Annotated in this window: 22 protein-coding genes and 1 rRNA gene; 13 read left to right on the top strand and 10 right to left on the bottom strand. The window is 62.3% G+C overall.

Going from position 1 to position 25,573, the window contains the following annotated elements; translation table 11 throughout:
- Positions 1–3: 3 nt before the first annotated feature.
- The 5 genes from KUV45_RS09950 to KUV45_RS09930 all read right to left on the bottom strand — a co-directional run bounded on the left by KUV45_RS09950 (position 4) and on the right by KUV45_RS09930 (position 5,596).
- Positions 4–942, bottom strand: coding sequence for a dihydrodipicolinate synthase family protein (locus KUV45_RS09950; RefSeq protein WP_222162933.1), 939 nt, complete (start codon positions 940–942; stop codon positions 4–6).
- A gap of 115 nt (positions 943–1,057) precedes the next feature.
- The gene (locus tag KUV45_RS09945; protein ID WP_222162932.1) at positions 1,058–2,179 is read right to left on the bottom strand and encodes a mandelate racemase/muconate lactonizing enzyme family protein; all 1,122 of its coding nucleotides are present in this window, start codon (positions 2,177–2,179) and stop codon (positions 1,058–1,060) included.
- Between the two features lie 205 nt (positions 2,180–2,384).
- Complete coding sequence (locus KUV45_RS09940) at positions 2,385–3,902, bottom strand: tripartite tricarboxylate transporter permease (RefSeq protein ID WP_224852046.1); 1,518 nt, start codon at positions 3,900–3,902, stop codon at positions 2,385–2,387.
- A 77-nt stretch (positions 3,903–3,979) separates the two neighbouring features.
- The gene (locus KUV45_RS09935) at positions 3,980–4,564 is read right to left on the bottom strand and encodes a tripartite tricarboxylate transporter TctB family protein (protein WP_222162931.1); all 585 of its coding nucleotides are present in this window, start codon (positions 4,562–4,564) and stop codon (positions 3,980–3,982) included.
- 60 nt (positions 4,565–4,624) lie between these two features.
- A complete protein-coding gene (locus KUV45_RS09930) occupies positions 4,625–5,596 on the bottom strand; it encodes a tripartite tricarboxylate transporter substrate binding protein (protein ID WP_222162930.1) in 972 nt (323 codons plus the stop codon).
- Positions 5,597–5,935: 339 nt separating this feature from the next.
- On the opposite strand from KUV45_RS09930, the gene KUV45_RS09925 reads away from it, so the two are divergent.
- Together KUV45_RS09925 and KUV45_RS09920 are read left to right on the top strand one after the other, a co-directional pair.
- Complete coding sequence (locus KUV45_RS09925; protein WP_222162929.1) at positions 5,936–7,711, top strand: IlvD/Edd family dehydratase; 1,776 nt, start codon at positions 5,936–5,938, stop codon at positions 7,709–7,711.
- 104 nt (positions 7,712–7,815) lie between these two features.
- Positions 7,816–8,508: a GntR family transcriptional regulator gene (locus KUV45_RS09920; RefSeq protein ID WP_222162928.1), complete on the top strand. Its 693-nt coding sequence runs from the start codon at positions 7,816–7,818 to the stop codon at positions 8,506–8,508.
- 52 nt (positions 8,509–8,560) lie between these two features.
- Here KUV45_RS09920 and KUV45_RS09915 read toward each other — a convergent pair whose 3' ends face one another.
- Positions 8,561–9,238 carry a GntR family transcriptional regulator gene (locus KUV45_RS09915; protein WP_222162927.1) on the bottom strand — a complete coding sequence of 226 codons (678 nt, stop codon included), beginning with the start codon at positions 9,236–9,238 and terminating at the stop codon, positions 8,561–8,563.
- A gap of 377 nt (positions 9,239–9,615) precedes the next feature.
- Between KUV45_RS09915 and KUV45_RS09910 the strand changes: the two genes are divergently transcribed.
- The 8 genes from KUV45_RS09910 (at position 9,616) to KUV45_RS09875 (ending at position 18,191) form a co-directional block, all read left to right on the top strand.
- Positions 9,616–11,118 carry a Na+/H+ antiporter NhaC family protein gene (locus KUV45_RS09910; protein WP_222162926.1) on the top strand — a complete coding sequence of 501 codons (1,503 nt, stop codon included), beginning with the start codon at positions 9,616–9,618 and terminating at the stop codon, positions 11,116–11,118.
- A 329-nt stretch (positions 11,119–11,447) separates the two neighbouring features.
- Entirely contained in the window at positions 11,448–13,010 is a 1,563-nt protein-coding gene (locus KUV45_RS09905) for a gamma-glutamyltransferase family protein (RefSeq protein ID WP_224852054.1), read from the top strand.
- 3 nt (positions 13,011–13,013) lie between these two features.
- Positions 13,014–13,583 (top strand): chromate transporter, encoded by a 570-nt coding sequence (locus KUV45_RS09900; RefSeq protein ID WP_206936890.1) that lies wholly within the window; start codon positions 13,014–13,016, stop codon positions 13,581–13,583.
- Positions 13,580–14,110, top strand: a complete 531-nt coding sequence (locus KUV45_RS09895; protein WP_222162924.1) for a chromate transporter — start codon at positions 13,580–13,582, stop codon at positions 14,108–14,110. The genes KUV45_RS09900 and KUV45_RS09895 overlap by 4 nt, the downstream gene beginning before the upstream one ends.
- Positions 14,111–14,213: 103 nt before the next feature.
- The gene (locus KUV45_RS09890; protein ID WP_206936886.1) at positions 14,214–15,185 is read left to right on the top strand and encodes a tripartite tricarboxylate transporter substrate binding protein; all 972 of its coding nucleotides are present in this window, start codon (positions 14,214–14,216) and stop codon (positions 15,183–15,185) included.
- On the top strand, positions 15,182–15,745 hold the full coding sequence (locus KUV45_RS09885) for a tripartite tricarboxylate transporter TctB family protein (RefSeq protein WP_222162923.1): 564 nt from the start codon (positions 15,182–15,184) through the stop codon (positions 15,743–15,745). The genes KUV45_RS09890 and KUV45_RS09885 overlap by 4 nt, the downstream gene beginning before the upstream one ends.
- A 30-nt stretch (positions 15,746–15,775) precedes the next feature.
- Positions 15,776–17,275: a tripartite tricarboxylate transporter permease gene (locus KUV45_RS09880; protein ID WP_222561535.1), complete on the top strand. Its 1,500-nt coding sequence runs from the start codon at positions 15,776–15,778 to the stop codon at positions 17,273–17,275.
- Between the two features lie 109 nt (positions 17,276–17,384).
- Positions 17,385–18,191 (top strand): transporter substrate-binding domain-containing protein, encoded by an 807-nt coding sequence (locus KUV45_RS09875; protein WP_206936883.1) that lies wholly within the window; start codon positions 17,385–17,387, stop codon positions 18,189–18,191.
- Between the two features lie 142 nt (positions 18,192–18,333).
- On the opposite strand, the gene KUV45_RS09870 is transcribed toward KUV45_RS09875, so the two are convergent.
- Positions 18,334–19,197, bottom strand: a complete 864-nt coding sequence (locus KUV45_RS09870) for an oxidoreductase (RefSeq protein WP_222162922.1) — start codon at positions 19,195–19,197, stop codon at positions 18,334–18,336.
- A gap of 498 nt (positions 19,198–19,695) precedes the next feature.
- Between KUV45_RS09870 and KUV45_RS09865 the strand changes: the two genes are divergently transcribed.
- Entirely contained in the window at positions 19,696–20,634 is a 939-nt protein-coding gene (locus tag KUV45_RS09865; protein WP_222162921.1) for an alpha/beta fold hydrolase, read from the top strand.
- A gap of 274 nt (positions 20,635–20,908) precedes the next feature.
- Positions 20,909–21,880: a cysteine synthase A gene (gene cysK / locus KUV45_RS09860; RefSeq protein WP_206936878.1), complete on the top strand. Its 972-nt coding sequence runs from the start codon at positions 20,909–20,911 to the stop codon at positions 21,878–21,880.
- 116 nt (positions 21,881–21,996) lie between these two features.
- Here the strand turns inward: cysK and KUV45_RS09855 are convergent, their stop codons facing one another.
- Positions 21,997–22,437 carry a hemerythrin domain-containing protein gene (locus KUV45_RS09855; protein WP_206936877.1) on the bottom strand — a complete coding sequence of 147 codons (441 nt, stop codon included), beginning with the start codon at positions 22,435–22,437 and terminating at the stop codon, positions 21,997–21,999.
- A gap of 843 nt (positions 22,438–23,280) precedes the next feature.
- Here KUV45_RS09855 and KUV45_RS09850 point away from each other — a divergent pair.
- A complete protein-coding gene (locus KUV45_RS09850; RefSeq protein WP_222162920.1) occupies positions 23,281–24,024 on the top strand; it encodes a hypothetical protein in 744 nt (247 codons plus the stop codon).
- Here KUV45_RS09850 and KUV45_RS09845 read toward each other — a convergent pair.
- Both KUV45_RS09845 and rrf read right to left on the bottom strand, forming a co-directional pair.
- A complete protein-coding gene (locus KUV45_RS09845) occupies positions 24,017–24,505 on the bottom strand; it encodes a DUF2938 domain-containing protein (protein ID WP_222162919.1) in 489 nt (162 codons plus the stop codon). The two genes, KUV45_RS09850 and KUV45_RS09845, sit on opposite strands and share 8 nt — an antisense overlap.
- A gap of 954 nt (positions 24,506–25,459) precedes the next feature.
- Positions 25,460–25,573: ribosomal RNA gene (rrf, locus tag KUV45_RS09840) — 5S ribosomal RNA — on the bottom strand; the annotation flags it as partial.

Here is a 25,573-nt window from a genome sequence, read left to right as displayed (position 1 = left end):
CTGTTAGTGGGACACACGTTCGCTGTCCGGCATGCTGAACCCCTGAGCCTCGAGCGCTGCCAGCAAGGACTGCCGGCGCTGGCTATCCAGCTCGACCAGCGGCGGCCGCAGCCGGTGCCAGTCGTCGACACCCGAGAAGCTCGCCTTGGCGGCCTTCATGGCGGGAATCACCGGGTAGCTTTCGAACAGGTCACGCACCTGGTTGAGGCCAGCCTGATGCTGGTCGGCGTCGGCGTCTTGCCACGCACCAGCAAGCGCTGCGATGGCCGCGGGGTTGACGTTGGCCGTGGCACTGATGCAGCCGGCTCCCCCTGCCCGCAAGGTATCGAGCAGGAAACGTTCACTGCCCGCATATACCTCGAAGCCGTCAGCGGCAAAGCGCTCGATCAGGTTCAGGGTATGAGCCCAGTCCCCACCGCTGTCCTTGATGCCGACCACCGTCTGCGGGAAGGCCTCACGCAGACGCTGGATCAATCCCAGCGACAGCGGGACCTGCGCCACCGGCGGAATATGGTAGAGGTACACCTTCAAGCGGGAATCGCCGACCCGCTCAATGACCTCGGCGTAGTAACGAAACAGCCCTTCATCACTGACGCCCTTGTAGTAGAACGGAGGCAACATCAGCACCCCAGCGGCCCCCATCTGCACGGCATCACGGGTCAGCACCACACTGTCATCGATGGCGCAGTGGCCTGTACCAGGCATCATCCGCGCCGGATTCAGCCCGGCTCGCTCCAGACGGCTCAAAAGGTCGCGCTTCTCGGTGACGCTCAGGGAGTTGGCCTCGGAGTTGGTGCCAAACACCGCCAGCCCCACACCGTGGGACTGGAGCCAACGGCAGTGGTCGATCAGCCTCGGCGTATCCACGCTCAGCGACGATGTAAAGGGAGTAATGACCGGCGCCCAGGCGCTGCCCCGGCGATCAGGGTGGTTCACGTTCATGATGTGGGTTCCTCACGCTGTACAGGACGGCAGATTGACGACGTCACATGCCGCTATTCCATGGCTAGACCGTGCCTCAAGAGCGGGCCTCAAGAGCGGGTCTCAAGAACCGTTCTCACGACCATGGCTCGCTGGCGTAACGCTCCAGCGCATCGCTGCAGAAGTTGAAGCCGAGCCCAGGGGTCTTGGGCAGCAGCAGATTGCCGTCAGCAAACTCCAGCTGGGTATCGACCAGGCGGCGGAAGTTGAGCACCTGATCGTCGGCAAAGAATTCCACCATGCGCGCGTTCGGGGCCGACGCCACCAGGTGGACATGCAAGTCATGGAACCAATGGGGATAGACCTCGACGCCGAAGCTCGCCGCCGTCGCAGTGATTCGACGAAACTCGGTGATACCGCCACAGACGGCGGCGTCGGTCTGCAGGATCATCGCCGCGTCCTGCTCCAGCAGCTCCTTGAAGCGCCATCGCCCGGCCTCGATCTCGCCGGTGGCGACCGGCACCGGCGTCCGCTCTGCCAGGCGGCGATGGTTGTCGATGTCATCAGGGCTGAACGGTTCCTCAATCCAGTAAGGGGCATAGGGCTCAGCCATGCGCACAAAGGCCAGCGCCGACGGCAGATCTCGCCAGGCATTGTTGGCATCGAGCATGACCGCCACGTTCGGCCCCACCGCTTCGCGCACCGCTGCCAGTCGGGCCTCCTCGCCGGCGAGGTCATCGCGCCCCACCTTCATCTTCACCGCCTTGAAGCCCTGCGCCACATAGCCGGCCATCTCCTCGGCCAGCAAGGCGGGCGTCTTGCCCTCCAGGTAATAGCCACCGCTGGCATAGGCCGGAACCGACTCGCTGTCGCTGGCCCCCAGATACTTGAACAAGGGCAGCCCGGCGGCACGGGCATTGCGGTCCCACAATGCCGTATCCAGGATGCTGATGGCTCGCATCACCGAGCCACTTCGACCATGCAGCAACGACTCCTGATACATGGCCTGCCACACGCCTTCCGTGGCGTGGGCGTCGGCCCCCAACAGCACCGGCCTTAGCAACTCACGCACCGCCTGTGACACCAGTGCGCCGGCGTTATTGCCGCCGTAGCAGAAGCCGATACCCACCACTCCGTCATCGCCTTCGACCTCGACCAGTGCATAGTCACGCTTGAACACCTGGCGGTTGGAGAAACTGGTGGGGTGATCCAATGGAACGCTGACGGTACGAGCACGAACATCGGTAATACGGGTCATGGCGAACTCCTTGAGACATTGTTGTTGGATCTGTCTGTTTCGGGCGTGTCTATTTCAGACGTGTCTATGTCGGACCTGCCTATTTCAAACGTGTCTATTTCAAACGTGCCTAGGGTCGATACCCGGCGATCCACCCAGGAGGACGAACGCCGGGGGTGGGCACTGTGCCCCGGCGCTCTAGCCGCACTCTAGCCACGTTCTGGCGCTAGCCCGTGCGGCCCCGGCGTGAGGCGCCGGTCAGTCGTCCCCGCAGCCAGCGGAAGAAGGGCGTTGCCTGGAGGATCGACAGCACCGCGATACCCAGCAGCACCATGGCGATGGGACTGTTGAGGAAAATCACGGGACTGTTTTGACCAATCAGCATCGACTGCTGAAAGCTGGTTTCCATTACCGGCCCCAGGATCAGGCCAATGACCATCGGAGCTGGCGAGATACCGGCCTTGTTCATCCAGTAGCCGAACAGCCCGAACCCCAGCATCAGCCCTACCTCGAACAGACTGTTGTTGATCGCGAAGGCGCCGATCACGCAGAGCGTGATGATGGCGCAGGCGACGAAGCTGTCCGGCACCTTGGTCACGCCCACGCAGACACGGGTGAAGGCCAGGCCGACCGCCAGCAGGCCCACATTGGCCAGAATCACCGCCCAGATCAGGGTGTAAGTCACGTCGCCGTAGTCGGTCAGCAGGTTGGGGCCCGGCAGAATGCCCTGGACCATCAGCGCGCCGAGCAGAATCGCGGTGGAAGAACTGCCTGGAATGCCCAGGGCGATGGTGGGAATCAGAGCACCGCCGACAACGGCGTTGTTGGCGGACTCCGGGGCAGCGACCCCCGCGATGTCACCCTTCCCGAAACGGCTCTTGTCCTTGGCGAAGCGCTTGGCCTCGTTATAGGCAAACCAGCTGGCGGTATCGCCCCCCGTGCCGGGGATCAAGCCAGTCACGATCCCGATACCGCCAGAGCGCAGAATGTTCGGCATCAATTGGCGCAGCTCCCTGAACCGCGGTACCAGGCGGTCGGTGATCTTGCTTGCCACCTTATCGTTGTCGTGGGCGTTCTCCAGCAGGATCAATGCCTGGGGAATCGAGAACAGCCCAATCAGCGCCACCGTGAACTCGATGCCTGAAAACAGGTTGATGTTGCCGAAGGTCATGCGTGGGGTGCCGGTGATCAGGTCCATGCCCACGGTACTGAGCAGAAGCCCCATCACCCCCGACAGCAGGCCGCTGACGATGGAGCCCTGGGACAAGGAACCAATGATGGTGATGCCAAGCACGGCAATGGCAAACAGCTCGACCGGGCCGAACTTGAGCACCAGCACGCCGAGCAGCGGTGCCGCCGTCAACAGCGCGACGCCGCTCATCAAGCCCCCGAAGAAGGAGGCAAACAGCGAAATCCCCAGCGCCTTGCCCGCTTGCCCCTGCTGGGACAGCGGAAATCCGTCCAGCACGGTCGCGGCAGCCGAAGGGGTGCCAGGGGTACGCAGCAAGATGGCGGCGATGGAGCCGCCGTAGGAGGCGCCGACGTACAACGAGGCCAGCATGCTAAGCCCGGTCGCCGGGTCCATGGTAAAGGTCAGTGGCAGCAGCAAGGCCAATGCCATGGTGGCGGACAGCCCAGGCATGGCGCCGACAAACAGCCCCAGCAAGGTACCACCGAGGATCAGTGACACATTGGTCAGGGTGAGCACATTGCTCAACCCCACCATGACGAGATTTTCGTTCATAGGGTCAGGCTCCAGGTTCGCTCAGATGCGCTGAAGGCTCCGGCGAAGCGGATCACATTGGCAGGACACTATCCGGCTCATGACAGCGACGGCAGCAGCGGCACGGGCAGGCCCAGAAAGCCGATGAACACCAGGCACACCACCGTGATCAGCGCCGCGATACCGATCAGACTGAAGCGCAGCGATACGTGGCGGACCAGGACCAGCGCCAGGCCCATGAAGGCCGCCGTCGCGATCACGTAGCCCAAATAGTTGATGGCCTGGACGTAGACGACAGCCAGCGCGAACACCATCAGCGCCTTGACCGGCTTGGCGGGCGGTGTCTGGGTCTGGGCCTGGTTCTGGATCGGGGACTGAGCATGGCCCGCGGAATCGATAGCGTCGGCGGTATCAGCTTCACCTGGTACGGCGGCGGGGTCATGGGCCTGCACATCTCGCAACTGACTGCCTTCTCGCGTCGGTCGATGACTGGCCTCGGCGGTCCTTGCCCTCCTGGCTCCGAGCACTTCCTGAGCGATCATCGCCAAAGCGAAGGCTGCCACCACCACTGCATAGATCAGCGGCATTCTTGCCGCAGCGCTGGGATATCCCAGCGAGGTGATGCCAAACAGCGCGGCAACACCGAGCGCCAGCAGGCCAAACAGCAGACGGCTAAGTTTCATCTTGTCTTCTCCCGATGATGTCGAGGGGGGAGAGGCGCTCGACCTCTCCCACCCCTGCCATCAACCGTTGACGTCATCCTTGACGCTGGCCCAGATCTGCTCGAACTGACCTTCCATCTCCTCGATCATCCGCTGGTAGTCGTCACCGGTCTGGATATCCAGGTTCATGGCGCGCTCCTCGGCGACCTGCTTAAACTCGTCGTTGGTCTTGAGCGCCTCGAAGGCATCGATCAGCTGCTGGCGTGCCTCGTCGGGAATACCGGCGGGCGCGCTGTAGCCTCGCGACGACCCGGCCACCACCTCAATGCCCTTCTCGCTCAGGGTGGGCACGTCCGGCAGCATCGACAGACGTTCACGAGAGAACACGGCCAGCGGACGCAGGCTGCCAGACTGGATATGCCCGTAGACGTTGCCAAGATTGTTGAAACTGGCGTCGATCTGCCCGCCCATGGCCGCCGTGGCCGATGGGCCATCGCCCTGGAAGGGCACCTTCTGGAAGCTCAGCCCGGTGGCCTGCTCGATCAGAATGGTCGAGAAAAAGTCGTCTCCACCAACGCCGGAATTGCCGACCGTGATAGCGCCGGGACTCTGCTCAGCGGCGGCGAGAAAGTCCTCGACGCTCTGGTAGGGGCTGTCGGCCGGCACCACGATGATGCCGGGGTCGGTCACGACGTTGGCGATGGGCGTCAGCTCCTCAATCGAATAGGTGATGCTGTCGTTCATGATGTAGTTGGTCATCAGCATCGGCGTATTGGTGATACTGATGGTCGTGCCGTCGGCCTCGGTCTGCTTGGCCAGACGCGTCCAGGCGATGGCCCCGGTCGCCCCCGGCAGATACTCGTTGACGAAGTCGACCCCGAGCTGCTCGCGCAGGAAAGGCTGCGTCAACTGGGCCAGGGCATCGCTCCCCCCGCCCGCCTTGAAGCCCTGAAGCACCTTGATCTCGTCGCCGGCGGAATAGTCCGCCATGGCGGCGCCAGGCAAGAGCAGGGTCGAGAGGAGAATGGCGGCGTATGCTCCACGCTTGTTCATGGCTGCACCTCACGTGCTGTTGTCATTGTGTTGCGCTTGTAGTTGCGCTTGTTGTTGCGTGCGGTTCGATGTCGAGCTTTGGTCACGCCCTGGGGCGCTGGGTGTTATCGGGTCCGGCACCGAGCACATCGTGATTGCCAACATCAACGTAGTAGGTTGCCAATAAAATTGTCAATAATCTTGTTAACCATCTTTTCTCGTCCTAATCTTGCTGCAACGAGAGGCGGGAAGGACCAGTGACACCCTTCCCTGTCACCTCCCTTCGGGAGCGATAACAACGCCAAGGTAAACGCGCGCTATCGCTCACCCGTCAGCACCCAGAACTGTGAGGACCCAACCATGAGTCAGGACTCCGACAACAACCACAAGAGTGCCACCCTGGGCATGTCCAACCGCTTGACCAATTATGGCGATGCCGACTTCTCGCTCTTCCTGCGCAAGGCCTTCATCAAGGGCATGGGCTACACCGACGACGCGCTGTCCCGGCCGGTTATCGGCATCGCCAATACCTACAGCGGCTACAACGCCTGCCACGGCAACGTCCCTGGGCTGGTCGAGAGCGTCAAGCGCGGGGTCATGCTGGCCGGAGGACTGCCCGTGGAGTTCCCCACCATTACCCTGCACGAGTCCTTTGCCCATCCCACCAGCATGTACTTGCGCAACCTGATGGCACTGGATACCGAGGAAATGATCCGCGCCCAACCGATGGACGCTGTCGTACTGATCGGTGGTTGTGACAAGACCGTGCCGGCCCAGTTGATGGCCGCCGCCAGCGCCGACATTCCCACCGTCCAGCTGGTAACAGGCCCGATGCTCTCCGGCTCCCATCGTGGCACTCGTGTCGGCGCCTGCACCGATTGCCGGCGTTACTGGGCGGCCTACCGTGGACAGGACATCGACGATGCGGAAATCAGCGAGGTGAACGACAAGCTGGTGCCGACGGTGGGGACCTGCTCGGTGATGGGGACCGCCAGTACCATGGCGTGTCTGGCCGAGACCATGGGCATGATGCTGCCCAATAGTGCGACCGCTCCGGCGGTCTACGCTGACCGTCAGCGAATCGCGGAACAGTCGGGGGCCGAGGCCGTGCGGCTCGCCAAGGAGGGCATCACGCCATCGCAGATTCTCACCCCCGAGGCCTTCGAGAATGCCCTGCGCGTGCTGCTGTCACTGGGTGGTTCGACCAATGCCCTGATTCACCTGACGGCCATTGCCGGACGCCTGGGCATCGACATCGATCTGGAGGCCTTCGATCAGATGAGCGCGCAGACCCCCGTGCTGGTGGACCTGAAGCCCTCTGGCGAGGGCTACATGGAAGACCTTCACCGGGCGGGTGGCTTGCCCACCTTGCTGCGTGAGCTGGGGCCGCTGCTGCACATGGACGCACCGACCATCAACGGTCGTACGCTAGGCGAAAACATCGAGGCGGCCGTGCACCTGATCGATCAGCCGGTGGTTCGCCCTCGCTCGCGCCCCATCTATGCCCAGGGCGGCATCGCCGTCTTGCGTGGCAACCTCGCGCCCAGCGGCGCCATCATCAAGCAGTCTGCGGCGTCTGCCAGCCTGATGCAGCATCGCGGACGAGCGGTAGTGTTTCACTCGCTGGAAGACCTGGCCCAACGCATTGATGACCCTGAGCTCGACGTCAATCCGGACGACGTGCTGGTGCTGGCCAACATTGGCCCCAAGGGAGCGCCGGGAATGCCGGAGGCGGGCTATATACCGATTCCGAAAAAGCTTGCCGCCCAAGGGGTCAAGGACATGGTACGGATCTCCGACGGGCGCATGAGTGGCACCGCCGCCGGCACTATTGTCCTGCATGTGTCGCCGGAGGCTGCCGAGGGAGGCCCCCTTGGGCTGGTGCGCGATGGCGATATCATCACCCTCGACGTGGCCGCCAACCGGCTGTCGCTCGAGGTCGATGAGCAGACCCTGGAAAGCCGTCGTCGGCAGCACAGCTCAGCCGCTGCGGACACGGGCGCTTTGCTCGGCTATCGTCGGCTGTTCATGGAGCAGATCCTGCAGGCTGACCAGGGCTGTGATTTTGCCGTATGTCGCCCTGAACTCCACTGTCGCGTGCCGCGCCGCCGTGCCCAGACGCCTGACCAGCGGTGACAATGCCAGACCAGCGGTGAAGGCGCTCGCCGCTATTGGTAGACTAGACGAGCATCGTCCTCGCGCCGATGCTCGACCGCCACCACCATCGCAGGGGACGCGAGATGAGCCGATCTAGTGTGCAGGATGCTGACGACCTCGAGACTCGGCCCAGTGCCGCCAGTGTGGCTGAGGAGATAGTCGGCAGTGTAGAAGAAGACATTGTTCTGGGGCGCCTGCACCCGAAAGAACGTCTGGTGGAAGAAGATCTGATCGAACGCTTCGACTGCAAGCGGCATGTCGTGCGTCAGGCGCTGTTCCAGCTCGAGGATATTGGACTGGTCGAGCGCATCCGCAATCGCGGCGCCTTCGTCAAGGCCTATACGCCGGAAGAAGTGGAACACCTCTACGCCATGCGCGAGATTCTTGAGTTGGCCGGCGTCGACGCCCTGCCCTTGCCGGCTCCGAGCTCATGGCTTGACGAGCTCAGCGAACTGCACCAGCGCTACAGCGCTGCGGTGGATGCGCAGGACCTGCGCCGTGTCTTTCACCTCAACATCGCCTTTCATCGGGCCCTGTTTGCGGCGACCGGCAATCCCTATCTGGCTGACACGATCAATGAGTTCGCCCAGAAAGCACACGGCATTCGCTTTATCGCGATCGCCGATAGTGACAGTCTCTCCAGGGCGCGGCATGAGCACCAAGCGATGATCGAGGCCATCCGCCGTCAAGATCGCGACGCCCTTCGCGAGCTGTGTCGCCAGCACCTGCTCCCGTCGAAAAATCGCTACCTTCAGCTGCATCCAACCCGCCGCTGACACTGAACCACTGGCCGTATTCAGGCGCTACCAGGGCGCTGCCTGGGCAATATCAGCGGGCAGCGCAGGCGCCCTTGGCCACTTCCCAGGACTGGCGGATGTGGTCCTCCAGCAGATGCCGGGCATCATGAATGCGGCGCTCCAGCGCCAGCGTCACCAATTCACCGTGCTGGGCGTCCAGGCGCTCGCGAATCTCAGGATTGCCCGGGGCCAGACGGCGATAGCGGTCGAACTGATCGTGCAGTTGTTCGATGAAGCGAAGCAGCCAATGAGAGCCACAGGGCGCCAGCAAGGTGCGATGAAATCGCTGGTGGGCCTGCTCCCACTGTTCCACCTCGCCCTGAACCTTGTTGGCACGCGTCAGCCGGTGACTGGCGGCGAGCAGCTGTGACTCCCACTCCGCATCCCCTGCTTGAAACGCCTGGGTCAGTGCCATGCACTCCAGCTGCACCCGCAGCCTGGCGATGTCTTCAAGCTCATCCGCTGACAGCGGCGGCACGCGAAAACCCCGCTGATTGTGCTGTTCCAACAAACCGTAGGCGGCAAGCCGGTTCAACGCCTCCCGCAGGGGGCTCAAGCCCACCTCATAGCGGTCCTTCAGGGCGCTGATGGCGAGTTTCTCCCCGGCGGCAAAGCGACCGCGAATCAAATCCACCTTGAGGGCATGGAATACCTGGCTGGCGGCGGTCTCGCCGCTGGTGGCCGCCTCGGCCGGTTGGGACGTGGTCATGACAGGACTCGTGAAGGACAGAGGTGCAGGGTACGTCGGCAATTGACGTTCGCCAAGCGCCGGGGCATAGTTTTTGCCGAAATATCGATTTTACCATCATATGACGATATTTCTTACATCAATTGCGACATCAACCAAGAAACATCAGAGATCGACCGCACATCAGCCAGCCTTCGGCCACGCTTCAGTCGCCATCGTCCAGGCCGGACCAGACCTGGAGCCTTCGCGAACCTTCAGCAGGGACGATCACCAGGCGGTCTGCGTGAAGAGAGCTGTCGTAAAGAGCGGCCATAAGGGCTATCTGAAGGGCTATCTGAACAGCTCTCTAAACGTCGATCTCGACAACACAACCATAACAACTTGCCTTGGAGCGCCCTATGTCCCAACACTCCTCTTCAGCGGCTGAACGTGTCCCCTCCACGGGTGGTCCCTCTCACCCCGAAGACGCCCAGGAACCAGCGGTCTCCCTTTCTGGCCGTCGCCACGCGCTGCTGCTGGTGGCCGCCATCGGCAGCCTGCTGGTCGGCATCATGGGCCTCGGTATTCCCACAGCGGTGGCATTGATCGTCGCCGGCGCCATCGCCATGACCCTGTGTCTGGTGTGGGGTATCGCCTGGTCACGCCTCGAAGCCGACCTGCTCAAGGGGATCCAGGCGATGCTGGTGCCTATCCTGATCCTGATGAGTGTCGGCATGATGGTGGGGGTCTGGATGCTGTCCGGCACCATCCCGGCCATGGTGACATTAGGCCTGGAGTCACTGACACCGGGTTTGTTCCTGGTGGTGGCGTGTCTCTCGTGCTCCTTGATGTCGGTCATGGCCGGTACTTCCTGGGGCACCCTAAGCACCATCGGTGTGGCCTTGATGGGCGTCGCGCTGGGACTTGGTATTCCGCCCGCCTACGCCGCAGGAGCCATCGTCACCGGCACCTTCTTCGGCGACAAGCTGTCGCCCCTGTCGGACACCACCGTCATGGCCTCGGCGGTGTGCGAGGTCAACATCATCAGTCACATTCGCCACATGCTCTATTCGACCCTACCGGCGTACCTGATCGCCCTGGTCGTCTATGCATGGCTCGGCAATGGTGTCGCCGAAGCCGGTGCGGCGATGACGACGGACGGCATGTCGGACCAGACCCAAGCCATCATCGACACCCTGGCCGCTACCTTCAGCGACAATCTACTCACACTGCTTCCGCCGCTGGTCGTGTTCGGCTGCATCCTGGCCAAGAAGCCGGTGCTGCCCGCCTTCATGCTGGGTATCGTCAGCGCTGCGCTGATCGCCGTGGTGTTGCAAGGCGCCAGCCTCGCCGAGATCGGTAGCGCCATGAACGCAGGGTTTGTTGCCGATACTGGCGTGGCGATGGTGGACAAGATGCTCTCTCGTGGGGGGCTGCAGGGCATGATGTCCACCGTGGCGGTGCTGATTGCGGCGGCGGTGCTGGGAGCACCGTTCAAGAGCGCCGGCACCCTGGACGCCGCCATTGCCTGGTTGGCCCGCCGCCACGCCGCGCGCCGCCAGGTATTGGGAGGATCGATGGCACTGCACAGCCTGGCCTTTCTGCTGACCGGCAGCTACTACGTGACATTCTCTCTGCTCGGCCCGCTGCTACGACCCTTGGTCGCCAGCAGCGGCAGCCCTACCAAGAACCTGTCACGCATCCTCGAGGATACCGGTACCACGCTGTCGCCGCTGGTGCCCTGGGGTGTCACCGGGGCCTTTACCGCCGCCACCCTGGGCGTCGCCACGGCGGACTTCTTTGTCTACGCCATCCTCTGCTACGGCGCTATCGCCTTTTCCCTGCTGTATGTCCTGACCGGCTGGACCCTGGGCCACGACAGTGAAGAGCTCCCGCAACAGCAACCCGCTACCCTGCGCTGACAAGCGATAGCCCTGACGCCATAGCCCTGTCGCCACCGCCCCTGCTGTCTTGCCCAGGGGCGGTGGTTGGAGAGAGCCCGCACGGCACTGACGTCAGTCACCTGCCCAGGGATTGACGCTCGCTGCAGCGCACGGCATAGTCAAACCACAAAATCGATTTTTAAACACAATACCGATTACCACCTTTTCTTTCGACGAGAGACGCCATGTCTTCCCAGCGCGATATCCCTGGCACTGCTTCCGCAACCGCTTGCGGTCACCTGTCCACGCCCTATCCCGATGCCACGCCCTTCCCGTCTCGACGCAGCCCTACGTATTCTCGCCACGGCATGGTGGCCACTTCGCAGCCCCAGGCGGCCCAGGTGGGACGCGACGTACTGGCCCGCGGCGGCAATGCAGTCGATGCCGCTATCGCCACGGCAGCGGCACTGACGGTCGTCGAGCCGACCGGTTGCGGCATCGGCGGCGACGCCTTTGCCCTGGTCTGGATCGCCAGCGATGACAACGGCAACGGCGAGCTGCACGGACTCAACGCCAGCGGTGTTGCCCCCCAGGCGCTGACGCGGGAAATGCTGGTCGAGGCGGGGCATGACAAGGTGCCGCTATACGGCTGGACCCCTGTCACGGTCCCCGGTACGCCGTCCGCCTGGGCGGAACTGTCGCGCCGCTTCGGCAAGCTGGACTTCGCAAGCCTGCTGGCACCCGCCATTCGCCTGGCCCGGGAAGGGTTTCCGGTCTCGCCCGTTATCGCCAGCCTGTGGCAGCGCGACACGGCCACCTTCAAGCGCCACCTGGAAGGTGAGGCCACCCAGGGCTGGTTCGATACCTTCACCTTCGACGGGCGTGCCCCGCAGGCGGGTGAATGGTTTACCAACCCCGGTCAGGCCGACACCCTGGAGGCGATCGCTGCATCCCATGGGGAGAGCTTCTATCGCGGTGAGCTGGCTGAGGTCATCGACGCATTTTCACGCCGTACCGGTGGCTATCTGCGCAAGGAAGACCTGGCGAGCTATCAGCCCGAGTGGGTCACCCCCATTTCTGCCCGCTATCGTGACGTGGATGTGTGGGAGATACCGCCCAATGGGCAGGGTCTTGTGGCCTTGATGGCACTGCGCCTGCTCGACGGTTTTGCACCGTCCCATCGCGACGATCCTGAACTGCTGCATCGCCAGCTCGAGGCCATGAAACTGGCCTACACCGACGGCAAGACGCACATCAGCGAGCCCGAGGCGATGACCTACTCGGTCGAGGAGCTGCTGTCCGACCACTACACCGACGCGCGCCGCGCGCTGATCGGCGACTCGGCCATCGACCCCGAGCCTGGTGACCCCAAGGCCGGCGGCACCGTCTACCTGGCCACGGCCGACGCCGATGGCAACATGGTGTCGTTCATTCAGAGCAACTATCACGGCTTCGGCTCGGGGGTCGTGGTCCCGGGTACCGGTATCTCCTTGCAGAACCGCGGCCATGATTTCAGCCTGGACGAGCATCATGACAACGTCCTCAAGCCCGGCAAGAAGACGTTCCATACCATTATTCCCGGCTTTCTCACCCGTCATGGCAAGGCGCTGGGGCCGTTCGGCGTCATGGGCGGCTTCATGCAGCCCCAGGGCCACGTGCAGGTCGTGATGAATCTGGTCGACTTCGGGCTCAATCCCCAGGCAGCACTGGATGCCCCACGCTGGCAGTGGCTGGGCGAACGCACCATCGGTATCGAACACAGCTATGCTGCGCCGCTGGTTCGCGCCATGGCAGCGCGTGGTCACCGTATGCAGGTCGACACGGACAGCCGCAGCTATGGCCGCGGACAGATGATCCTGCGAGACCCGGACACCGGCATCTATTGCGGCGGTACCGAGCCGCGTACCGACTCCAGCATTGCGGTGCTCTAAGCCATGGGACAACACGCCTCACTGTTCGCCGCGTTCTTTCGCATCGGTATCTTCGGCTTCGGCGGTGGACCGTCGATGATCCCACTGGTCCACCAGGAGGTGGTCAAGCGCCACGCCTGGATGGACGACGACGCCTTCGCCGATGTGCTGGCGATCGGCAATACCCTACCGGGCCCGATTGCCACCAAGATGGCCGGCTATATCGGCTTCCGTGTCGGTGGCGTGCTGGGCGCCATCAACGCCGTCGTTGCCGTCATCGTGCCGGTGATCTTCGCGATGATCGCCCTGCTTGGGCTCTACAGTCGCTACGGCGATCAACGCTGGGTCCAGGGCATGGGCCTCGGGGTGGTACCGGTGGTCATGGTGATGATGGCCCAGCTGACCTTTGACTTCTTCAACAAGTCTCGTGCAGGTCTCGGCGTTATCGCCACCCTGGTGCTTGGCGGGGTCGCCGGCGGGCTGATCTACGGCCTCGGCGTACATCCAGGTCTGGTCATCGGCGCCCTTCTCGTCGCCGCCCTGCTGCGGCCCGAGGCCAGCCGCAAGGCATCTCAGGGAGGGCCCTCTGCATGATCTACTGGCAGCTCTTTCTGGCCTTCTTCATTCCCAACATCGTCGGCTATGGCGGTGGACCGGCCATCATCCCGCTGATCGAGAACGAGGTCGTCGGCCATTACGGCTGGATGACCCATCAGGCCTTTGCCGAGACTCTCGCTCTGGGCAATGCCCTGCCCAGCCCCATCGCGACCAAGATGGCAGGCTACATCGGCTACGACGTGGCCGGCGCCGGCGGTGCCATTGTCGCGGTGCTGGCCACCGTTGGCCCCTCGCTGCTGCTGATGCTGGCCGCCCTGGGCACCCTGTATCGCTACCGAGATTCGATCAAGGTCAAGTCCATGAGCCAATGGGTCCGACCTGTTGTCATGGTGCTCATGGCCTATCTGACGGTGAGTTTCCTGCGCGAAGGAATGGCGACGTCAGGCCTGCTGCACACGGCCATCATCGCCGCAGTGGCCGCCTTCCTGCTACTTCGGACCAAGGTACATCCGGCCCTTGTGGTGTGTTTCGGCCTCGCCTACGGGGCCTTGCTGCTGGGCTGATCCGCTCACGCCGACGACGACAGACGTGAACACCACGACACATAACAACCGACGCTTCATTCACAACAATCATCAACAACGATCACTTGCTCAGGACATCAACATGACCACTGTACATCGCCGTTGCGCTACCTCCCTCGCCCTTGCCGTGGCAGCTGCTTCCATGGCCATCGTCCCCCAGGCCATGGCCCAGGAGGCGTTTCCAGAAGACCCCGTCGAGTTCATCGTGCCCTGGTCCCCTGGCGGCGGTAGCGACACCCTGATGCGGCTGGTGGCGAACCACGCGGAAACCTACCTTGGCCAGCCCCTGCCGGTCATCAATATGCCCGGCGTCAGCGGGACTACCGGTCTCAAGGAACTCTCACGGCGCGATGCGGACGGCTACACCATCGGGCAGGTGCACGAGGGCCTGATGGTCGCCAGCCACACCGGCCTCACACCTCTTAACTACGATGACTTCGAGGCGGTAGCCGCCGTCACTCAGTCCCCTCAGTACCTGACCGTGCCCGGCGATGCTCCCTACAGCACCTTTGACGAGTTCGTCGACTACGCCAAGCAGCATCCTGGCGAGGTGCGCTTCGGCGTGACCCTGGGTGGCGTGCCACATATCCACGCCGCGATGATGGAAGAAGCCGAGGACCTGCAGTTTCGCTATGTCGGCTTCGAAGGCACCGGCCCTCGCATTCGCGCGCTGGTAGGCGGTCATATTGATGCCGCCATCGGGGATATCTCTTCCAGCGGCGAATTCGTCAAGAACGGTGACTTGCGCTTCCTGGCCGTCGGCAGCGAGGAGCGCCAGCCAGAAGCGCCGGACGTGCCCACCTTCGCCGAACTGGGACACCCGGAGCTGAAGCTCAACATCATCCGCGGCATCCTGGCGCCCAAGGGCACACCCGAGGAACGTATCGACGTGCTGGCCGCCGCCTTCGAATCCATGAGCCAGGATGAAGCCTTCGCCCAGGCCGTGCACAACGCTGGCGCCAGCGTGGTATTTGAAGGCCCCGACGCCTTCGCCGAATACCTCGAGACCAGCGATGCCACCATCGAGCGTCTATCAGGGAAGCTGGCGCGATGAGTGCTTCCCACGACGACACCCTGTCCCCTGCAACCGCTCCATCAGCAGGCTCCCCCCAGGGGGGGCCGGTCGCCCAGGGCCGTGGCGACCACCTGGCCCACGTGCTTCTGAACCTGGGGTTGGCGGCGCTGTTCACCGGTCTCTATGTGCAGGCCCGTGACCTGCCCTCCTCGATGTGGGAGCCACTGGGGTCCGGCAGTTTCCCGCGTCTGGTGCTGGCGGCGCTAGTCGTTCTCAACCTGGCCATTACCGTCAAGGAAGGCCGCCGCTTCATGGCCCAGCCCGCTGCGGCTCGCGGCCAGGCCGGCACCTGGATCTGGCGGCATCGACTGGCCTTTGCCGTGTTAGGACTCTTTGCGGTCTACATCATCACGCTGCCCTGGCTGGGCTTTAGTCTCGCGTCCTTCGGCTTTCTGCTGGCAGGTCAATGGATGCTGGGTGCCCGCACCGCAAAGCCGGTGGCCATCGCCGTGGTGATCGCGGTGATCTTTTCGCTAGGCGTGGACACTCTGTTCCGTGACGTCTTCGTCATCAGCCTGCCCCGCGGCCTGTTCGGCTAAACCGGCAACGACGTCTCGAGGAAACTTCTCATGATGGATACGCTGCTGTCCGGTATGGATCAGCTTTTTACCGTTTCAACCATGATCGCCATGCTGCTGGGTGTCATCGCCGGTGTGATTGCGTCGGCCATTCCCGGCTTCACCATTACCATGGCCATCGTCCTGACCCTGCCTCTCACCTTCACCATGGAGCCGCTGCAAGGCGTGGCCACCATGCTTGCAGTGTATGTCGGCGGCTACAGCGGCGGTCTGATCTCGGCCGCACTGCTCGGCATTCCCGGCACGCCGTCATCGGTTGCGACCACCTTCGACGCCTTCCCCATGGCGCGCAAGGGCGAGCCGGGTCGTGCCTTGGCACTGGGTATCTGGGCCTCCTTCTTCGGAGCCCTGGTCAGCGTGGTGGTGTTGATCATCGCCGCCCCGCCGCTGGCGATCATCGCCGTCAAACTCGGAGCCTGGGAATACTTCTCCCTGATCATCTTCGCCATGACGGTGGTCGCCAGCCTGGTCGGCAAGTCCATGCTGAAGGGCCTGATGACTGGGCTACTGGGGCTGTTGATCGCGACTGTCGGCTCCGATCCGATGATGGGCGTGGCTCGCTTCACCTTTGACTCTGACCTGCTCGCCAACGGCTTTCCCTTCCTGGTGGTGCTGATTGGCATCTTTGCGGTCAGCCAGCTGCTGTCCGAGGTAGAGGACGCAGACGGCATCAAGCACGGTAAGGCGTTGATGCCGGAGAGCGTCAGCTTCAGCCCGCTCAAGGCGTTGAAGGAAACCATCAGCTATCCGATCAACCTGCTGCGCTCTTCGCTGGTCGGCGTCTTCATTGGTGCTGTTCCCGGTGCCGGAGGCAGCATCGCCAACCTGCTCGCCTACGACCAGGCCAAGCGTGCCTCCAAGACACCGGAAGCCTTCGGAACGGGCACCCCCGAGGGGGTCATCGCCTCGGAATCCGGTAACTCCGCCACCTCCGGCGGCGGCCTGATTCCGATGATTGCACTCGGCATCCCCGGCAGTGCCGTGGACGCCGTACTGATGGCCTCGTTGATGGTGCATGGTATCGGCGTTGGCCCCCGGCTGATCATGGACCATGGCGACCTGGTCTACGGCATGTTCATGGCGATGCTGGTGGCCGCCGTGATGGTGCTCGTGGTGTGCCTGTTCAGCATGCGCTGGTTCCTGCGCGTCACCGAGGTGCCCAAGTCGATCATTGTTCCGGTTGTGCTGGTGTGCTGTGTGATCGGTGCCTTTGCCCTCAACAACCGCGTCACTGACGTCTACCTGCTGTTGGGCGTCGGCATCTTCGGCTACCTGCTGAGCAAGCTCGACTATCCTCTGGCTCCGCTGGTGCTGGGTGTGATTCTGGGCCCCATCGCCGAGACCAACCTGCGCCGGGCGCTGATGTCCGATGAGAACTGGACGCTGTTCTTCACGCGCCCCATCTCACTAGGACTGCTGCTGCTGGCGGCACTGTCCATTGTGCTGGCGATACGCCACCACCGGCGCTCCCGACGCCTGCAGCCGGCCTGACCCCGGCGCGGACGACACCCGACAGACCATGGGGGGCGCAAGCAGCCCCCCGTGATCCACATAACGACAACGTCATCAAGACTCCCCCGACGACAACACAAGGTCTTCCATGCGTTCATTCTCCAAGTATTTGCTGTCTCCCCTTGCCCTTACCTGCGCGGTGGCGGCGGCAGCCCCCTCCCTCGCCGATGAGTCCCGCCAGGTGCGCATTGCCGTGGATGTGCCCTACCCTCCGTTTGAATATCGCGATGCCAACGGTGAACTCGCCGGCTTCGAAATTGATCTGGGCAACGAGCTTTGCCGCCGCGCTGAACTCGACTGCGAATGGATCGTGCAAGGCTGGGACGGCATCATTCCTGGGCTGCTGGCACGCAAGTACGACGCCATCCTGTCATCCATGCGCATCACCGAGGCCCGCGAGCGCCAGGTGCGCTTCAGTGAGCCCTACGCCATGTCACCCAAGGTCTGGGTGGCTCGCCGAGACGCCGTGGTCGATCCCGAAGATCTGGCAAGCCTCGAGGGCATGACCGTCGGCGTGCAGCGCGGCACCACCCAGGACACCTACATCACCGGTCGCTATCGTGAGGTGCTGGACATCCGGCGCTACGCCACCGCCGATGAGGTGGCCCTGGATATGGAAAGCGGGCGCCTGGATCTCGCCTTCATCAACTACCCGGTGGCCATAGAGGCGCTCTCCATCCAGCAGGAAGACGGCGACTTCACCCAAGTCGGCGAGCGCATCAATTCACCGGAGTCGATCTTTGGCAGGGGCAACGCCATCGCCGTACGCCCCCGGGACGAGGCCCTGGCCGCAACCTTCAATGAGGCCCTCGACGAGGTCTATGCCGACGGCACCTTTGAGCGCCTGATGGAGCAGTACTTCGACTACGATCTGCGTCCCGCCAGCCGACTGTAAACCGCTTAGACTGGCGCCTGACATGACCGTCGGCCCGTAACGAAGCGCGCCCCCACCTTGCGGCTGGGGGCGTGTCGCATTCAGGGGTATGCCACCCTCACGTGCCGGTACGTGGCGACGTTAGGCAATGGAGTCCCTAAGATCAACGATCTCGCGTGGAAGCCCCCTGCCGTGCCAGCATTGCCCGAACACAGCGTTCGTAAAGCCAGGTGGGCAGCAACCAGTGCAGCCCCACCAGGAGCTTGGCGTGCAGCGGCAACAGGTAACGCCGACGCGGTCGCGCTGCAGTCAACGCGTGCAGCACTACTCTGGCAATCTGCTCAGGCTCGCCGGCCTGGCGCTGATCGGCCAGCACCCTGGACATGCCACGCTTGATGCGAGCATAGGGTGCTCCAGCGGCATCCTCCTCCAGGGATGCGCGTGCGATGTCTGCCCACTCGCTACGTATCATTCCGGGCTGGACCAGGCTCACCTTGATCCCGAAGGGTCGCAGCTCGACCCTCAATGCATCGCTCAGGGCCTCAAGCGCAAACTTGGTGGCGTGATACCAGCCGCCCACGGGCATCCATAGTCGTCCCGCCATGGAACCGATATTGACGATGCGACCACGGCCACGCTGGCGCATGCTGGGCAGCAACGCCTGGGTCAAGGCCATCAGCCCGAAGACATTGACCTCGAACTGACGCCGAGCTTCCTCGATGGGGACTTCTTCCAGCACCCCATAGCTGCCATAGCCGGCATTATTGACAAGCCCCTCGAGCACCACTCCGTCATCACTAAGCGTCTTCACCAGCCTGGCGATACTGTCTCCATCGGCGATATCGAGCGCCATGACGTGGGCGCCTTGCTGCGCCAATGCCTGCATGCGCTCGGTACGCCTGGCAACGGCGTAGACGGTGAAGCCCTCCTCGAGCAGCGCGCGGCTGATGGCATCGCCGATGCCGGATGAAGCCCCTGTCACCAGTACGCTGCCTTTTCCGGCCGACGCTTGATATTGCTCGGTCATATGCAAGATTCCTTGATTCGTGATGGACCAGTGCGCCATGCCTGTCACGGTTGTGGTCACGGACACTTGGCAGAAATCAGCCTGCTTCCATCACGTTATGCTCAAACATGCTTCTGATAGGCAAGGCCCACTCTCAAACGACATACGCTGATCTAGAGTATGAACTGCCTTTTCTTGACGTGGATGGGGGCTGTCTTGGATCGCGGCTGTCTTGGATCGCGGCTGTCTTGGATCGCGGCTGTCTTGGATCGCGGCTGTCTTGGATCGGACCTGTCTTGGATAGATCTTGACCTGGACTGTGCCCGACAACCCCTTCGCTGGGTGCTCTCTGCGCGGACTCCAGACGGCATAAGCCGGGTGCCATCGAACGGCATCTGTACTGCTGGCAATGGCGGCCCCAGCGGTGCCGCCCACGCCCTCAGGACAGGCTGTTCAACGTCACTACGTCACCACATCCCGCGTCACAAGAGACCACGCCCCTGAAGGAGTCGCCAATTGATGCGCACGATCCCTGCTATCGCTCTTGCTGTTGCCCTCTGCCTGCCCCTGGCAGCAGGTTCCCAGATCGCCGCGGCCGATGAAATGCCCGGCCGCCAGTATGCAGATGTGGGCGACTACCGTGTCGCCTATCGGGAGTGGGGGCAGGAAGGTGATCCTGCTGTCATGCTCATCCATGGCATCCCCCTCAACAGCGTGCTGTTTTCCAAGGTCGGTCCGCTGCTGGCAGATCAGGGCTACCATGTGTTCGCGCCGGGCCAGCTCGGTCTCAGCTACACCGACGGACCCATGGACGCCGACCATTCCCTCAAGGGCCAGGCAGAGATCATGACGGCCTTCGCCAATCAGGTGATGCCAGGCCCCTATATTCTGTTCGGCCACGACCTTGGTGGCGGTATCGCTCAAATCATGGTGACCGATCCTGAGCTGAAAGATCACAACGCGGTGCGCAAGATCGTCATCGGCAACTCCGCCGTGCTGGACATGTGGCCGGTCCCTGAGGCCAACGCGGCTATCGCCAAGGCCAAGTCAGATGAGGCGGAAGAGATCTTCAACGAAGAAAATGTGCGGGACATCGTCAGGAATTTCGCGTCTGCGGGGCTGTTGAATCCCGACGAGACCCTGACAGACGAGATACTCAACGACCTTTACGGCAACTATGCAGAGAACGCCTCCACCCGGCGCCACTTCATTGAATATTTGAAGGCCATGGACCATCGCCTGACCCTGGAAGCCTCCCCCCAGATGGTGATGTGGAACAAGCCTGCGATGCTGCTGTGGGGGATCCATGATCCCTTCCAGCCCCCCTACGTGTCAGGCGTTGCCCTGGCCCGCATCATGCCTCACGCGACCTGGGAATACCTCGACGCCAGCCATTTCTATCCGCTGGAACGTCCCCAGGAGGTGGTCGAGGCCTTTGTTCGCTGGGACCGTGAGTAAGCGCACGCATCTTACGCACGCACTTAGCGCACGCACTTAGCGCACGCACTTGGCTCCCGCCACCGACCTCACGCCCGCCCTGCGCGGGCGTGCTCTTTTCCTCGCGCTGATAGCGTTGAAAGGTTAGCGAGTCCTCGCTCTCTCGTGATAGAGGCCATACTGATGCATAGTGAGAACACCTAGACGCCTTATACCTCGACCACCCCAGCCCGCACGCGACAGGCGGTCACCGCTACAGCGCTGGACGGCGGGCCTCAAGCGAAGGAGCCCTGATATGGCACGGATCTATGAAGACAACGCCACGGCCATCGGCAACACCCCTCTGGTACGACTGAATCGGGTCAATGAAGGCGCTACCATCTGGGCCAAGATTGAGGGCCGCAACCCGGCCTACAGCGTCAAGTGCCGAATCGGCGCAGCGATGATCTGGGACGCGGAGGAGCGCGGCGTGCTCAAGCCGGGCATGACCATCATCGAGCCCACCAGCGGCAACACCGGGATTGCCCTGGCCTACGTGGCCGCCGCCAAGGGCTATCCGTTGACGCTGACCATGCCGGCCTCGATGAGTCTGGAGCGCCGCAAGGTGCTGAAGGCCCTGGGCGCAGAGCTGGTGCTGACCGATCCTGCCAGGGGCATGCCGGGCGCCATTGCCAAGGCCGAGGAACTGGCCAAGTCGGATCCCGAGCGTTACTTCCTGCCGCAGCAGTTCTCCAATCCGGCCAACCCGCGTATCCACGAAACCACCACCGGGCCGGAAATCTGGCAGGATACCGATGGCGCCATCGACGTCTTCGTCGCTGGTGTCGGCACTGGAGGCACCCTCACTGGGGTCTCACGCTATATCAAGAACACCCAGGGCAAGGCCATCACCACGGTGGCGGTGGAGCCCAGCGACTCCCCCATCCTGACCCAGACCCGGGACGGCGAGTCCCTCTCTCCTGCCCCCCACAAGATTCAGGGCATCGGAGCAGGCTTTGTCCCGGACAACCTGGACATGAGTCTGGTGGATCGCATCGAAACGGTCACCAATGATGATGCCATGGAGATGGCCCACCGGCTGATGCGTGAAGAAGGCATCCTGTGCGGTATCTCGTGCGGTGCAGCTGTTGCGGCCGCCACTCGTATCGCCAAGCTGCCGGAATTCGCCGGCAAGAACATCGTGGTGATACTGCCAGATAGCGCCGAACGCTACCTTACCTCCGCGCTGTTCACGGAACTGTTCACCGAACAGGAACTGAATCAGTAAGCTCCGTCAGACGGCGCTCAACAACAAAGGCGTCGGAGTCTCGCTCCGACGCCTTCACTGTACTGTCGTACTTTCGCTCTCCCACCAGACGAGTCCTGTGGACCCGACAGGCCGCGCTATCCTGCCTCGCGATCCTGCATGTCCTGATGGTACTCCTCGGCCAGATTGGCCTTGGTGGCATCATCAAACACACGACCTGCCAGCTGAAAGACCTCCTGCTCTTCTTCTTCCAGATGATGGGTGACCAGATGCTGCAGTTTCTTGGCATTGGCCAGCCAGCCTGGTGAGCTATAGTCCGTGGACTCCAGCGTCTCGATCAATTCATCGATTTCGTGGTGCTCGGCCACGCTATGGCGCGCCTTCTCCTGGGTCATGTCATATTCCATCATCGGCACGTACAGCGCTCGCTCTTCCGCACCGGCATGATTCTCGAGCTCTTCCTTGAGTCGCTTGAACAGCTCGTCACGCCCTTCGCTGTTACCTTCCGTCTCCACCAGCAGTTCCAGCAGTCGGCGCTGTTTATCGTGGCTCTCGCGCAGGGCTTCAAAGATGGTCACAGGTCTCTTCCTCCTTGTTGAAGCGATGCCAGCATCGCGCCGTGGGCGGCGTCTGATTACCGGCAACATCACGGTCCGAACTGTGCGTAGCAAAACGCACCACATCATGTACCAAACTTGTACAAGAATGGACGCATAGATCGAAAACTGCAACCAACTGCCTGCCGAGGCCGAAGTCTACCGAGCTGACGGCAACTGACCAGTAGCATTGATGCCTAAGCGCGGTGGGAGCGAAACACAAGCAACGATAGAGCAACACAAGCAACGATAGAGATGGCCCGGTCCAAAGAGCTCAAGGAAAGTGACGTCGGGGTCGGGGACGTCAAGACGGGACATCAGGGCCAGAAACAGCGGCTCAGCCATAGAAAACTGAGGACGCCCGATCTCCCACGGTCCAAAAATACGCCGCAGAATATCCCCCGCTGGCCGGGTCGAAGACTTAAAGGTGCTCAAACAAGCCAACGAAGGCGCCACCGATGAAATTGTGGTGAGTCGTGGCCAGGCTGGTACCTGGGGTTCTGTCTTATCGTCGCCGAGTGATATCTTGAGCACAGCTGCATTAGTAAGTACACGGTGGGCCCGTCTCCTACCGGTCACTCTGGCAAGAACCTTGGCTCCCTTCGGTCTGATCACTCGCAAAGACAGCTCACTGAGCGAGCCGGCTCGCGCCCTGGCAGAACGCTTGCGGCAAGAGGCCGCAACGCTCAAGCATGATTCCCGCTGACGGTCACCCCTGGCTTGATCACTCACGCTATTGGTGGTTTGCTAATACAACATGCGACAAGGACCTTCCTATTGAGAGCCGTCCTTCGAAGCCTGCTTCTGGCAGGGTGCGTTGTCCTATTGAGTCACCCCAGTCACCCGAGCTACGCGGCGAATGCCGCTCCGGCTGCCGACGATCAGCGTGTCTTGATCGGTATCTCCGGCAGCTCCGATCTTGATATCGGCTTTAGCGCCGCCATTTCCCGCCACCACCAGCAGGGTCCTTCGTCACATCGGATTGAAATGACCACACGACAGGATGCCCTGTTCACCCTGGTGGAGCTGGACACCATGTTGAAAGAGCGCCTGAAAACCGCCTGCCTCCTGGCAGCCTTGGCTGAGGTACGCCGCATCAGCGCTGAGCAGGTCGGCCTACTGGGGCAAGATGGCGATGAGTTCCGCTTTCGCCTGCTGACCATGATCTTACCGGTGACGGCAGCGCCCGACGTTGCGCTGGTCACCAGCGAGGACATCGTGGCAGAGCTGGAAGACGGTGAGCGACGGCAGACGCCACGTACCTTGGCGGGATGCCTTGGTCATCTGGGCAATCACGCCGCAGCCTTGGCCGCCAACGGTCATGATGTGATTCTCGCCATTCCTCATCCGCAAGCACTCAGCTGGGCCGCTGCCCATGAGCAAGGCCCAGAGTCCCTAAGAGGCTATGCCCTGGGCATCCTGCTCGGCGAAGCGGTAGCCTTGGCAGCGCCGGATCTTACTCGATCGTCACTCACCGCAGCGCTGCAAGGCATGCCCCTTAGCGCCAATACGGTCTACCTGGAGCCACACTTCACCCCAGCATCATTGATCAGAGCCCCGCTCAGATAGCGGTGAAGAGTCGCGCCGCCAGATACATGCCGAGCGCAAACACCACATGCCCTACCACATTATTCAGGCGTGCGAGACCAGGGTTCGGTGCATTGGAACAAGCCACGCCAACCCCCAGTCCCGGCTGCAGGATGAACCAGCCGGCCCCAACGGTCACCAGCCCCACCATCAAAGCCGGACCAAACGTCGGCATAGCGGCCCATTCAAGGCCCCAAATCAGCAGAAGTACCAGCGCGAAACTGATTCCTACCACGTAGTGCATGCACCATCCGATGGCCAGCTCCCCTCGGACAGGTACCGACGCGGAGATACCTTGACGATGAACCAGCTGACCTCGCGGCAGGCCGGCGAACCAGCGGCCGATCAGGTGCCAGGGCGGTAGCGGCTGACCCAACGTCCTGTTCAGCAGCAGGTTCCATACATCGAGTAGCGCAGTGCCACCAAGCCCGATCAATACCGCAAGCCCCAAGGTTTCCAGCATGTTCGCCTCCCTGCCGGGGCACTCGTGCCCCCTGATGATCCAGTAGAGAAAAGCCACTAGGCCCATCCCTGTTCGCTCTACTATCGAATAGGTCGACACATTTCCACAATGCTCTTTTGGGTGGATCTCCCGTGATCGCTGCGCTAAGGCCGGGACATAGACGCCCAGCCCCTCATCACGACGAACTGGAGCGCAGCGGATAGTGCTTAAGCGCGCCCACGTGTAGCACACGGCTGAACGTATAGAGAGTCCATGCATGCGGCTCTTTAAATAAAGAAAGCCCAACTCCTTTCGAAATTGGGCTTCTTCTAAATAAACGCCTGACGATAACGCTTAGATATCAATGTCTCTACTCGCCTCATCCCTGAGACTCGCCCTTCGTTCCTCAGGGCCCGCCTGCGGCGGTTCTCCCCTATTCCCTACAGGGGAGTCGCATGGGGGTGAGCCACCCTGGCGCTCTTTACAACGGCTCCAGCGAAGCTGCAAGAGGTGGCGAAGGTCACGAGCCCGCCCTTGAGAAGAGCCAGGCCGGACCACGCCGAGGGGGTATTCGGCGTGGCCCCACACATAAAAAGCGGCTGAACGTATCAAGAGCCCATGCATGCGGCTTTTTAAATTAAGAAACCCCGACCATCTCTCGATAATCGGGGTTCTTCTGAATAAATGCCTGCCGATGACGCTTAGATATCAATGTCTCTACTCGCCTCCTCCCTGAGACTCGCCCTTCGTTCCTCAGGGCCCGCCTGCGGCGGTTCTCCCCTGTTCCCTACAGGGGAGTCGCATGGGGGTGAGCCACCCTGGCTTTTGCAGCGAAGCTGCAAGGGGTGGCGAACGCCACGAGCCTGCGAGTGGCCGGACCGCACGCAGTGCGGCCCCACATATAAAAAGCGGGTCTCCCCATGCATGCGAAAAACCCCGACTATCTCTCGATAATCGGGGTTCTTCTGAATAAATGCCTGACGATGACCTACTCTCGCATGGGGAGACCCCACACTACCATCGGCGCTGAGCGGTTTCACTTCTGAGTTCGGCAAGGGATCAGGTGGTTCCCACTCGCTATGGTCGTCA

The organism is Halomonas sp. DP3Y7-2 (assembly GCF_019800795.1).
Taxonomy (GTDB): Bacteria; Pseudomonadota; Gammaproteobacteria; order Pseudomonadales; family Halomonadaceae; genus Halomonas; species Halomonas litopenaei_A.
The sequence above is the reverse complement of the archived record's forward strand: the minus strand, read 5'-3'. Positions and strand labels throughout refer to the sequence as shown.